The sequence below is a fragment of the Clostridium sp. 'White wine YQ' genome (assembly GCF_028728205.1).
GTDB lineage: Bacteria > Bacillota > Clostridia > Clostridiales > Clostridiaceae > Clostridium_T.
Window position 1 is genome coordinate 183,930 of sequence record NZ_JAQYUU010000003.1, and the last position, 11,364, is coordinate 195,293.

Here is an 11,364-nt window from a genome sequence, read left to right on the forward strand (position 1 = left end):
ATCTCTTACCTCTTATAAATTTCCCTATAAATTTCTTCAAGAGAACTATTTCTTTCCTCTCTTAAAATTTCTGAATCTCCTTTTAAAAATATCTTTCGATCCTTAACAAACGCTACTTCATCAAATATCCTTTCAAGTTCTGCTACAAGATGTGTTGTTACTATCATAGAAGATTCTTCATTTAAATTATTTATTATAATATCAGTAACCTCTTCTCTATCTAAGGGGTCTATGCCAGATAAAGGCTCATCTAGTATAAAAAGCTTTGCATTTCTACTTAGTGCCAGAATAATAGCAAATTTTTCATATGTTCCCTTAGATAATGACTTTATTTTTTGAGCCCTATCTATTTTAAATCTATCCAATAGGCTATTTGCCTTTTCTTCATCAAAATCTCCAAAAAACTCTTTATAGAATTCAATTCCATCCTTGACCTTCATCCACCAACTAAATATATTTTTGTCTTGTAGCATAGAAACCCTACCCTTAGTCTCTACTCCTGCTACTTTTCCATCTATATATATTTCCCCTTCAGTTGGTTTCAAAAAACTTTGTATTAAATTAAGGAGTGTAGTTTTCCCACTACCATTTGGACCTAATATTCCTAATACCTTCCCCTTTTCTAATGTAAATTCAACTCCATCAAGTATAATTTTTCGACCAAAAGATTTCTTAACATTCTTAACCTCTAATAAAATCTCCACTGATTACTCCCCCTTAATATCTAGTATTAATAAAATCTATTACCTCAGTTTTGGTAAACCCTAATTCCTTCATGCTTTTTATAAAAGTATCTAATACCTCATGTGCACTTTCTTGTTCTAACTTTTTTAATATATTTACGTCTTCCGTAATATATTTTCCGAGTCCTCTTTGAGTGTATATTATTCCTTCTGTTTCAAGCTCTGAATAAACTCTTTGAATTGTATTAGGATTTACTTTAAGCTTGCTGGCTAACTCTCTTACAGACTCTAATCTATCGCCTTTTTTTAATTCTCCAGATAACACTCTTCTCTTTATATAATTCATTATTTGAAGATATATGGGTTCTTTATTATTAAGCTCAAAATCTATTTTAAACACCTCCATCGTAGGTTTACTAGTGTACTATTTAAATAGTACAGTCCAGCGACAATAAAATCAATCCTTAATATGTTTCATATTTTAAATTCAGCAGAGGTTTTCTTCATATTGCTACCCTTTTCTAAATATTACTAGTTATTCCAAGTATAAATATAGCTCAGAACATCACCATAATATTCTGAGCCTAAAATTAAAGCATAAATTTTTCTATTACATGAGCTACGCCATCCTCTTCATTTGTTGGAGCTATATACTTAGCTATTTCTTTTATTCCTTCTGTAGCATTTCCCATCGCTACTCCTAACCCTGCATATTCAATCATATGCTTGTCATTTTCTGCATCTCCAACGCAAATTACTTCATTTCTAGAAAGTCCTAAATAGTTAGCTAATGCCTCTATCCCCACACCCTTATTACTTTCTTTGTTCAAAAACTCTAGAAAAATATCTTCACTTCTTAATATTGTATATTTCTCATAAAATTCTGTTGGAATAAGAGATATTCCTTTAGTTAATATATCTGGTTCATCTATCATCATGAACTTAATGTATTCATCCTCATCTTCAACTAATCTAAAATCCATCACCTTTAAATCAAACTTATTTCTTAAAGCTTCAATCTCTGAATACTTGCTTATCTTAGGAGTTATCATGCCATATTTTTTTGAAAATCCATGAATATTTACCCCTATATCTTTACTCAACTTATATAAAATATCACCATCTCTAGCTTTTAAACAATGTGACATTATCACTTCTTTTGTTTTTGTATTTTGCACCAGTGAACCATTATAACTTAAAACATAATCCTCTTCAGATATTAAATCCAATGGTTCAAGATATTGATACAATCCCTCTATAGGTCTTCCAGACGCTAGTACTACCTTTATACCCTTTTCCTTAGCCTTTCTTATTGCATTTTTTGTTTTATCTGATATAGTTTTATCCTCTCTTAATAGAGTTCCATCCATATCAATAGCTATCAACTTGTACATAAACTTCTCCTTTAACTTTTACTGTTTATCTGATAATATAAATCTTTCAATTACATGTGCAACTCCATCTTCTTCATTTGTTGGAGCTATATAATCAGCTATTCTCTTAACATCATGAGAAGCATTTCCCATTGCGACTCCAAGTCCAGCAAATTCTATCATATGCATATCATTTTCAGCATCTCCAACTGAAATTATTTCTTCTCTTGTAATACCTAAATGATTTGCTAAATATTCTAATCCTTTGCCTTTATTACTATCTTTATTTAAAAATTCTAAAAATGATTTATCACTTTTTAAAACTGTATACTCTTCATATATGTTTTCAGGAATTAACTCAATACCTCTTGATAAGATTTCCGCATCTTCTGTCATTATTATCTTTGTAATTTCATCCTCTTCTTTTATTTCATAAAAGTCCATTTCAACTAAAGGTTTATTTATTTCATCACATTGTATTTGAATATATAAGTTATTTTTTGGTGCAACCAATCCATGATGTTTAGAAAATCCGTTAATATCTACCCCCATATCTAAGCTAAGCTTGTACAAAATATGTGCATCCTTTCCTGTTAATAGATTACTTACTATTTTTTCTTTAGTCCCAGTATTTTGTACTATCGCACCGTTATAACTTAAAACGAAATCTTCCTCTGATATTAAATCTAGTTCTTCTAAATAACTATTTATGGCTTCCATAGGTCTTCCAGATGCTAGAACTACTTTAATCCCACATTTTTTTGCCAGTCTTACTGCATTTTTTGTTCTGTCTGATATCGTTGTGTCATTTCTAAGAATTGTTCCATCCATATCTAAAGCTATCAACTTATACATTATTAAAGCCCTCCAGTATCATACTTTCTAGCTTTATTATTGCATACGCCACATACTCTACCAATAGATTTTCATATTTTGAAAATCTTTTATTTTTTATAAACTCATTTATTTATTATATATAATCCTTAATAAAATTTTTAACCATATACTTCACAATTAAATTTATCAACACTTTTCTTTAACAGATTGTATGGATTTAAAAACTTTCTATTTCCAAATAACCCTTTCACTTCATATCTATTTCCCTAATAGTTTCATTTATTTCTAAGCTTAACATTTTCATTCTAAGCTTTACCTGAAGTAGTGCTCCACTAATTTCTTCCCTAATAATAAAACTTATGTTACAATATTGAGGATAGTGTAAATTTATAAAAAAAGGAATGAGAAATATTGATTAATGTAACTAACGTAAGCTTAAGATATGGTGACAAAAAACTATTTGAAGATGTAAATATTAAATTCACTCCTGGTAACTGTTATGGAGTTATAGGGGCAAATGGTGCTGGTAAAAGTACATTTTTAAAGATTCTTTCTGGAGAAGTTCAACCAAATACAGGTGAAATTTCTATTCCAAAAGATATTAGAATGTCTGTACTTAAACAAGACCACTACCAGTATGATAATTATTCTGTTCTTGAAACAGTAATAATGGGAAATGAAAGACTATATGAAATAATGAAAGAAAAAGATGAAATATATGCAAAACCTGATTTCACTGATGAAGATGGTATTAAAGCTTCTGAGCTTGAAGGGGAATTTGCTGAACTTAATGGATGGGAAGCTGAATCTGACGCTTCATCCTTACTACAAGGTTTAGGCGTTCCTACAGAACTTCATGATAAGCAAGTTTCAGAATTATCTGGTGGAGAAAAAGTTAAAGTATTATTGGCTCAAGCTTTGTTTGGAAACCCTGGTATACTAATCCTTGACGAGCCTACTAACCATCTTGATATTAAATCTGTGAACTGGTTAGAAGAGTTTTTAATAAACTTCGAAGGAACTGTTATAGTCGTATCCCATGATAGACACTTCTTAAACAAAGTGTGTACAAACATGGCTGACGTTGACTTTGGTAAAATCAAATTATATGTTGGTAACTACGATTTCTGGTATGAATCAAGCCAACTTGCTTTACAAATGGCTAAAGACCAGAACAAGAAAAAAGAAGAAAAAATTAAAGATCTTCAAGACTTTATTGCTAGATTTAGTGCCAATGCTTCTAAATCAAAACAAGCAACTTCACGTAAAAAGTTATTAGATAAAATTACTTTAGACGATATCCAGCCTTCTAGCAGAAGATATCCTTTTGTTGGTTTCAAACCTGAAAGAGAAGTTGGTAATGATATTTTAAGAGCTGAAGGAATTACAAAAACAATTGATGGGGTTAAAGTTCTTGATAATGTTAGCTTCATAGTTAACAAAGAGGATAAAATCGCTTTTGTTGGAGAAGAAATAGCTATAACAACTCTATTTAAAATAATAATGGGTGAAATGGAACCTGATGCTGGAGAATTCAAATGGGGAGTTACTATTACCAAAGCTTATTTCCCAAAAGACAACTCTGATTTCTTCAACGATGTAGATTTAAATCTTGTAGATTGGCTTAGACAATACTCTGATGAAAAATCAGAAAGTTACTTAAGAGGATTCTTAGGTAGAATGTTATTCTCTGGAGATGAAGCTTTAAAAGAAGCTAAGGTTCTTTCTGGAGGAGAAAAAGTAAGATGTATGTTATCTAAAATGATGTTAACTAATGCTAATGTACTTGTTTTAGATCAACCTACTAACCACTTAGATCTTGAATCAATTACAGCTGTTAATAATGGATTAAGAGACTTTAAGAGCAATGTATTATTTACATCACATGACCATCAATTTATAGATACAATTGCTAATAGAATTATAGATGTTAAAGCTGATGGAACTATCGTTGATAAGCAAATGTCTTATGATGAATATCTTTCACTAAGCTAATAAATATTTAAGTGAAAAGAACAGGAACTTTTTTTATGGTTCCTGTTCTTTTTCTAGTAATTTTATTTAAGTTTTTGATATAATTAAGAGGGGATTGATTTGTTCTAATATTAGTTTGTAGTTATCAGAAATTTGCCAGTTTCTTTGCTAACTTTTTATAATTAATTTCGAACATTTTCTTTTCCCATTTTAAATCATTTTTATTTAAATAATCTAAAATCACTTTATGATCTACCTTTCCTCTAAGAATCATATCTTGTCCAACATTATCCTCTTGATTTCCCTCCTGATATATTAACAGTTGTACCTGTGATATATGCAGCTCTAGCTGATACTAAATAAGTAACTAGATCACCTATATCATCAAGTTTTCCTGCTCTTCCAAGTGGAATTACTTTGCTATAATCAGTGCTTAATTGTTCTGGTTTAACTCCTCTTGTATATGCTAATGCCTCATTATATGTCGGAGATGTAAGCCCTGTTGGTTCGTTAATTCCAGGTGCAACCCCAATTACTCTAATGTTATGTGGCCCGAGCTCTTTTGCCCAAGATCTAGTAAATCCATTTACAGCTCCCTTTGTTGCTGAATAACAGCTTTGTCCTGCAGAGCCTTCCATACCTGCCTCAGATGAAATATTTACTATAGTTCCTTTATCTTTCTTTATCATTTCTTTTACAACTGCTTGAGTACATAAGAATAATCCTTTTTGATTAACTGAAACCATAAAATCAAAATCTTTTTCATTTAATTCATATTCTGGCTTTTCACCTTTAAAATCCACTAATAGCCTTGGTAAGTTAACTCCTGCATTATTTACAAGTGCATCTATTTTGCCGTACTTTTCTACCACAGTCCTAACCATATTATCTACGCTGTTTTTTTGCGTGATATCACACTGCACATTAAATATCCCAGCTTCTCCTGATCCAGTCTCTACATTTAAATCACTAACTATTACTTGAGCTCCTACTTTATTAAGGCAACTTGCAATATGCTTTCCTATTCCCGAAGCTCCTCCAGTAACAATTACTACATTGCCTTTAATACCTAACCATGTTTCTTCATTCATCATAGATAATTCCTCCTTACCTTTCTTATTTCTGCTTATATTTCTTTAAACTCTCACTATTTCAATAATTGTTCCTACTTTCATGGAAGGAATTTCTTTGCTTTCAACAAATAGAGTACCCGCTATTTCAGCTTTATCTTCACCATTAAACTTATAAGTTATATGTCCTAGGTTTCTCATATTTTCATTTACAGCCTCACCTACTGAAGTTATATTAAACATTTTTCCATCAATCTTTAATACATCACCTTTTTTAATGTCTTTATAAAGTACATTTTCATTGTGGATAAAACAATAATCTTTAAGTTCTTCTGGGGCATCTCCTCTAAATGTTATAAACATATTATGTGCTAAAAATTCCTTGGCCTTTTGTCCTATTTCTGTTACAACTGTCTTATACACTAATTCCATATATTTTATTCCTTTCTAGTTACATTAAGATGAATATAGACCAAAGCTAGCTAGCCATGCTACTATTACGGTAGGTGCTCCTGTTAAAAATCTTGAATATAGTACTGAAGGAACCCCAACTTGTACCGTCTCCGGTTCTGCTTCAGCTAAACCTAATCCTACAGGAATAAAATCAGCTGCACATTGAGCATTTATTGCAAATAAAGCTGGTAATGCTAGATGTGGTGGTACGTTACCTTTTGCTATTTCAACTCCGATTAGAACTCCTATTATTTGAGCTATAACTGCTCCAGGTCCTAAAAATGGTGAAAGTAGTGGAAAAGAACATATAAGAGATAAAACTATTAATCCAAAAATACTTCCTGCAAGTGGAGTAAGTAATTTTGCAAACGCATTTCCTAACCCTGATGCATTAATAATACCTATTAAGGTTGCAACGAAAGCCATAAATGGTAGTATGGTGTGTAAAATTGTATCAATAGTGTCTCTTCCAGCCTGAAAGAATATGGCTGTTATCTTTCCTATTCCTATACCTATTCTTGCAACTAATCCATCGCTTTGCTCACTTATCTTTTTGTCAGTATCATAACTCATTTAAATTGCCTCCCTTTATACTATCTCTATATTTTTTTCCTTAACATCTGAAACATAAATATCTTCTTTTATATACATTGCTAGTGGACCACTTTTACCTGTCGCCATAATATTTACTGTAGGTATTTTCTTTTGAGGATATATTCCACATCTTAAAGTTCCACCACAATTTATTACAACACACGCTATTTCACTGTCCTTAACACCTGTCTTAAATCCATCTACAAGTTCACATCCACTTAGTTCTGCTATTTTAACAGCTTCTTTAGGCTTTGAACCACCAGTTATATAAACTACTTTATTTTTTGCTTCATTAGGCTCTACATATATTGGGCCTCCCCAACCTGCTGAACCTTTAGTTATTTTAAGTTTTTTATACTCCATCTCAATTCTCCTTTCATATACTTAATTAGGCTAAATCTACACTCTCGCTAAGTTGTACCCCTTGTTGTTTTTGAACAAATTTAGTGGTGAAATCTGTAACCCACCCTCTAAAGAAGTTAGTTACCATACCAACTAAAAGATATCTTACAGCCAAGTCTGTGGATGATAGTCCAAGCTTTGTTATCCCATCTGCAATTCCTAGGAATATAAATAATTCTCCTGGATTTATATGAGGGAATAATCCATTCATTGAGTGGCATGAAAATGATGCTGCTGCATAGTAACTAGGTTTATATTTTTCTGGTAAAAATTTTCCTAGAGATAGAGTCATAGGATTAGCGAAAATAAATGTCCCTATTACTGGTAGAACTAAATATCTTGTTATTGGGTTTGCTGCAGATTTTTGTGCTAATCTATCTATCCTTTCTGTTCCAATTAATTTTATAAGAGCATTCATTACTAGTAGTAAGGCAACTAATACTGGAACTATCCCAGTAACAAAGCTTACAAAAGTAGTTCCCCCTGCTCTAAATAGACCCATAAACTTGTCAGCATATTGTGCTAATGTTTGCATTTATAATTCCTCCTTGTTGATAATAATTAATTAAAATTTCCTTCTAAATGTTCTGTAGCTTCCTTTTCATTTATCTCCTCCTTTTTAAATTGATTGAAATTATCTATAGCATTTAAAATTGCTACCCTAGTTAATTTTCTATATTGGCTAATGTCATCTTGCGTTAACTTATTTATTTGTTTTCCTTCAAGTCCATTAAACTGCTTCATTTTAGCTAATACTGATATTCCTTGAATGATTTTGCAAGAGAAAATAGTATCTTCTTCATCTACATTTAATAAGATAATCGTTCCTGCTTGTAGATATCCTCTCTTTCTCCCTATTACCACTCTTCCTTTTCTTCTCATTTCTATATAATTTTCATTAAAGTTTTTAATTTGTATAAATCCTAAAGCAAAATTTAATAACCAGCATATTATTCCTATTAAAATTAATAAAACTACTTCGTTCATTAAAAATTCTCCTTTCTATTTAATTCTAAAAACTCTTTATAATTTCTAACCTTGCATAGTTCCTCTACAAACTTTTTATTTTGACATACTTTTAAAATTTCTTCATAAACCTTTATGACCATATCGGCATCGATATTCTCTTCATCTGGAACAATGAGCATTATTATTATTCTAACTTCATTGCCTCCCCAGAATATTGGTTTCTTTAGTATCCCCATAGAAATCAAGAACTTATCATTTCCATAATTTACAGTGTGAGGCAATCCCACATAGTTATCAAAGGCAGTTGGAGACTTTCTTTCTCTTTCTAATAATCTTTCTTTAAAGCCCTTATCAAGTTTTATAATCTTTGATAGCTTATCAACCATATATTCAATGTTATCTAAATAATTATCTTTATCTAATATAAATAATTGCTCTTCAGGTAAGTTTAAATGGATAAATGGTTTCCTAAGCTCACTATAATCATTTTTATATTTTTTGAAGGTGTATTTTTTCTCTATTTCTTTTATTATTTCTGAATCACTAAAAATCGCATTTAACTTTATCACTATAGGTTCAGCTTCATAGCTTAGGTTTACAGTAGTAAATACAATATCATATTGATTAAGTAATTCTGTAGACATCTCTGAGTCAGAAAATATATCTATCTTTTTTTCATTTCCTAAGAGTTTTCTTAATTTAATTTCTAGAAGTTTTGCTGTCCCGAGTCCAGTACCACATACAAGAGCTATATTCTTTATTGAAAAGTACTTACTGCTTCTTCTTTCAACGTAGCTTCCAAAGTGCAATGCTATATACCCCACTTCATCTTCGATAACCTTTACATCGTAATGATTTTCAATTGTCCTAGCTGCAATCTTTGCTAAGGCATATGGAAATGGATAATATTTTTTTATATCTTCAAGCAAAGGATTATTTATTGGTAGGTTGAACATTATTCTATTTATTGCGAAGTTTAAATGATATTCTAAACTTACTTTCATTTCTTCATCTTCATTTAAATCCAGACCCATTTCCTCATATATCTGATTAAATATACATTCAACCATTTTATTTATGTTCGGATTAATCTTTAGATAATTTTTATCCTCTCTTATTGGGGAATATCTTCCCATTAGTGGTAAGGTTAAGAATATAACTTCATTCTTCGGCATTTCTATATCTAACTCATTTGAAATCATTTCTGCAATCTTTTGTGCCATTATGAAATCATCACTATATACAAGCTTTTTGTGTTTCTCTTCTAATCTCTTAATATACTTCTGTTGCTTTATTCTAATAAATAGAACTATCGCAAAATTAATAATACTGTTTAGTCCTTCATCAGAAATCTTATACTTATTTTCATTAAATAGTTTTTTGAGCTTGGATTTTGTCTTATTGTACTCATCTTTGGATAGTACTTGTCCATTATCAAATCTAATAGCTTCTTCCTTAAATTCTTTATAAAAAAAGTATAAGAAAAATAATCTTTTGTTAATTTCATTACCTTGCAATGATATACCGTCATTTGTCTTTCCCTTTATTTGCAAGTTAAATTTTTTCATTATACTTGATATTTTTTTCATATCGTTTATTAATGTTGTTCTGCTTACATTTAATTCTTCAGCTAAATCATCAGTTTTAAAAGTGTTTTCCTCTCTTAAAAACTTTCTTACTAGATATTCAATGCGATCATTTGGAGTTACCAACCACTTAAAATTAACCTTATTATCTAGATATTTTTGTTGGGTTTCTAAAAATTTTAGCTTATCGTATAACTCAAGCTTATATCCCTTATCTTTATAATTTTCAATTTGAGCTACATTTCTATCAAGTACTTCATTTACTTGCTTAATGTAATTTCGTATAGTTCTTGTGCTAACTTCTAAGTTTTTTGCAAGCTCTTCTAAAGACAGGAACTCTTTTTCTTGTAAATTCATAATTAGAATCATTAATTTACTATCAATAGAAATTAGATTCATCTTGTCTTTTCTTCCCCCTTCTCCTTATATTTTTATATTAGAACTTTTTGATTAACTAATTAATACATACTTTTTCATAACTTTTGTGAAAAAGATATACTAATCAAAACTACTAATACTACATAATATAACTATTTTTAGAATTTTATTTCTATAAATAATTTACGATAAAATCAATAAAAGGCTGTGGTAAAGCGTTATTCTGCTCCATCTCAGCCTTTTTTAATGTATTTTTTATTTTATAATTTTTCTGCTATTATGCTCTTAACTCTTTTTGGTAATTCATCCATTTCTTCTTTAGTTAAATTTGCTGTTTCTATCATAGGATGGATAAAAAGTTCTACATCAGCAGGTCTTATCTTACTTCCATTTTGCTCCATTAACTTATAAGATCCTTTTATTGTAACTGGAACAATTGGAACTTTTGATTTAGTTGCTAACTTAAAACTTCCTGCCTTAAATTCACCTAACTTATCCCCCTTACTTCTAGTTCCTTCTGGGAAAATAACCATTGAAGTTCCTTTCTTAAGAAGTTTAATTCCCTCTACTATTGCCTCACCAGATTTTCTAACACTGCTTCTATCCATAAAAACACAGTCTATATACTTCATCCATATATGAACTATTGGAATCTTAGTTAATTCTATTTTAGCTATAAATCCTTTAGGTTTATCTATATATCCTATAAAAAGGGGAATATCAAAGTTTCCCTGATGATTGCTTATGAAAAGTACTCCCCTGTCTTTTGGCACATTTTCTTCTCCATGTACAGTTACCCTAGCACCACTATATTTTATTTGAGATAGAGCCCATTTTCTAACCACTTCATTTATTCCTTGGATTTCTTCTGGAGTTTTACCTCTCTCCACAGCACCTTTATACTTAATCATTTTAGGTATTGTTCCTATTAAGCTTAAAGCAAAATGTACAAACCATATTATTGTCCTAAACATAATCTTATCCTCCACCAAATATTGTCTAGTTATATTATATATCTATTTGTTACATAAGTTAAAGAAAAAAC

The 11,364-nt window shown here is 30.3% G+C and carries 12 protein-coding genes and 1 pseudogene; 1 reads left to right on the plus strand and 12 read right to left on the minus strand.

What is annotated here, in order from left to right:
- Positions 1-5: 5 nt before the first annotated feature.
- The 4 genes from PTZ02_RS13100 to PTZ02_RS13115 all read right to left on the minus strand — a co-directional run bounded on the left by PTZ02_RS13100 (position 6) and on the right by PTZ02_RS13115 (position 2,911).
- Positions 6-704 (minus strand): ABC transporter ATP-binding protein, encoded by a 699-nt coding sequence (locus PTZ02_RS13100; protein WP_274228248.1) that lies wholly within the window; start codon positions 702-704, stop codon positions 6-8.
- A gap of 13 nt (positions 705-717) precedes the next feature.
- Entirely contained in the window at positions 718-1,089 is a 372-nt protein-coding gene (locus PTZ02_RS13105) for a GntR family transcriptional regulator (protein WP_274228249.1), read from the minus strand.
- Between the two features lie 184 nt (positions 1,090-1,273).
- On the minus strand, positions 1,274-2,077 hold the full coding sequence (gene yidA / locus PTZ02_RS13110) for a sugar-phosphatase (protein WP_274228250.1): 804 nt from the start codon (positions 2,075-2,077) through the stop codon (positions 1,274-1,276).
- Positions 2,078-2,095: 18 nt separating this feature from the next.
- A complete protein-coding gene (locus PTZ02_RS13115) occupies positions 2,096-2,911 on the minus strand; it encodes a Cof-type HAD-IIB family hydrolase (RefSeq protein WP_274228251.1) in 816 nt (271 codons plus the stop codon).
- A gap of 393 nt (positions 2,912-3,304) precedes the next feature.
- Between PTZ02_RS13115 and PTZ02_RS13120 the strand changes: the two genes are divergently transcribed.
- Positions 3,305-4,888, plus strand: a complete 1,584-nt coding sequence (locus tag PTZ02_RS13120; RefSeq protein WP_274228252.1) for an ABC-F family ATP-binding cassette domain-containing protein — start codon at positions 3,305-3,307, stop codon at positions 4,886-4,888.
- Between the two features lie 266 nt (positions 4,889-5,154).
- Here the strand turns inward: PTZ02_RS13120 and PTZ02_RS13125 are convergent, their stop codons facing one another.
- The 8 genes and pseudogenes from PTZ02_RS13125 to PTZ02_RS13155 all read right to left on the minus strand — a co-directional run bounded on the left by PTZ02_RS13125 (position 5,155) and on the right by PTZ02_RS13155 (position 11,293).
- On the minus strand, positions 5,155-5,958 hold the full coding sequence (locus PTZ02_RS13125) for an SDR family oxidoreductase (protein WP_443112621.1): 804 nt from the start codon (positions 5,956-5,958) through the stop codon (positions 5,155-5,157).
- Between the two features lie 45 nt (positions 5,959-6,003).
- Positions 6,004-6,369: a PTS glucitol/sorbitol transporter subunit IIA gene (locus tag PTZ02_RS13130; protein ID WP_274228254.1), complete on the minus strand. Its 366-nt coding sequence runs from the start codon at positions 6,367-6,369 to the stop codon at positions 6,004-6,006.
- A gap of 24 nt (positions 6,370-6,393) precedes the next feature.
- Complete coding sequence (locus tag PTZ02_RS19705; RefSeq protein WP_443112622.1) at positions 6,394-6,816, minus strand: PTS sorbitol transporter subunit IIB; 423 nt, start codon at positions 6,814-6,816, stop codon at positions 6,394-6,396.
- A gap of 39 nt (positions 6,817-6,855) precedes the next feature.
- Positions 6,856-7,347, minus strand: a pseudogene (locus PTZ02_RS19710) (PTS glucitol/sorbitol transporter subunit IIB); the annotation flags it as partial.
- A gap of 25 nt (positions 7,348-7,372) precedes the next feature.
- Entirely contained in the window at positions 7,373-7,921 is a 549-nt protein-coding gene (gene srlA, locus PTZ02_RS13140; protein WP_274228255.1) for a PTS glucitol/sorbitol transporter subunit IIC, read from the minus strand.
- A 26-nt stretch (positions 7,922-7,947) separates the two neighbouring features.
- Positions 7,948-8,373, minus strand: a complete 426-nt coding sequence (locus tag PTZ02_RS13145) for a transcriptional regulator GutM (protein WP_274228256.1) — start codon at positions 8,371-8,373, stop codon at positions 7,948-7,950.
- Positions 8,373-10,340 (minus strand): BglG family transcription antiterminator, encoded by a 1,968-nt coding sequence (locus PTZ02_RS13150; protein ID WP_274228257.1) that lies wholly within the window; start codon positions 10,338-10,340, stop codon positions 8,373-8,375. The genes PTZ02_RS13145 and PTZ02_RS13150 overlap by 1 nt, the downstream gene beginning before the upstream one ends.
- 239 nt (positions 10,341-10,579) lie before the next feature.
- Positions 10,580-11,293: a lysophospholipid acyltransferase family protein gene (locus tag PTZ02_RS13155; RefSeq protein WP_274228258.1), complete on the minus strand. Its 714-nt coding sequence runs from the start codon at positions 11,291-11,293 to the stop codon at positions 10,580-10,582.
- Between the last annotated feature and the right edge of the window lie 71 nt (positions 11,294-11,364).

Coding starts and splice junctions, on each gene's coding strand:
- PTZ02_RS13130 (WP_274228254.1), bottom strand. CDS start 6,369: ATGGAATTAGTGTATAAGACAGTTGTAACAGAAATAGGACAAAAGGCC.
- PTZ02_RS13115 (WP_274228251.1), bottom strand. CDS start 2,911: ATGTATAAGTTGATAGCTTTAGATATGGATGGAACAATTCTTAGAAAT.
- yidA (WP_274228250.1), bottom strand. CDS start 2,077: ATGTACAAGTTGATAGCTATTGATATGGATGGAACTCTATTAAGAGAG.
- PTZ02_RS13105 (WP_274228249.1), bottom strand. CDS start 1,089: ATGGAGGTGTTTAAAATAGATTTTGAGCTTAATAATAAAGAACCCATA.
- PTZ02_RS13155 (WP_274228258.1), bottom strand. CDS start 11,293: ATGTTTAGGACAATAATATGGTTTGTACATTTTGCTTTAAGCTTAATA.
- srlA (WP_274228255.1), bottom strand. CDS start 7,921: ATGCAAACATTAGCACAATATGCTGACAAGTTTATGGGTCTATTTAGA.
- PTZ02_RS19705 (WP_443112622.1), bottom strand. CDS start 6,816: ATGGCTTTCGTTGCAACCTTAATAGGTATTATTAATGCATCAGGGTTA.
- PTZ02_RS13145 (WP_274228256.1), bottom strand. CDS start 8,373: ATGAACGAAGTAGTTTTATTAATTTTAATAGGAATAATATGCTGGTTA.
- PTZ02_RS13150 (WP_274228257.1), bottom strand. CDS start 10,340: ATGAATCTAATTTCTATTGATAGTAAATTAATGATTCTAATTATGAAT.
- PTZ02_RS13125 (WP_443112621.1), bottom strand. CDS start 5,958: ATGAATGAAGAAACATGGTTAGGTATTAAAGGCAATGTAGTAATTGTT.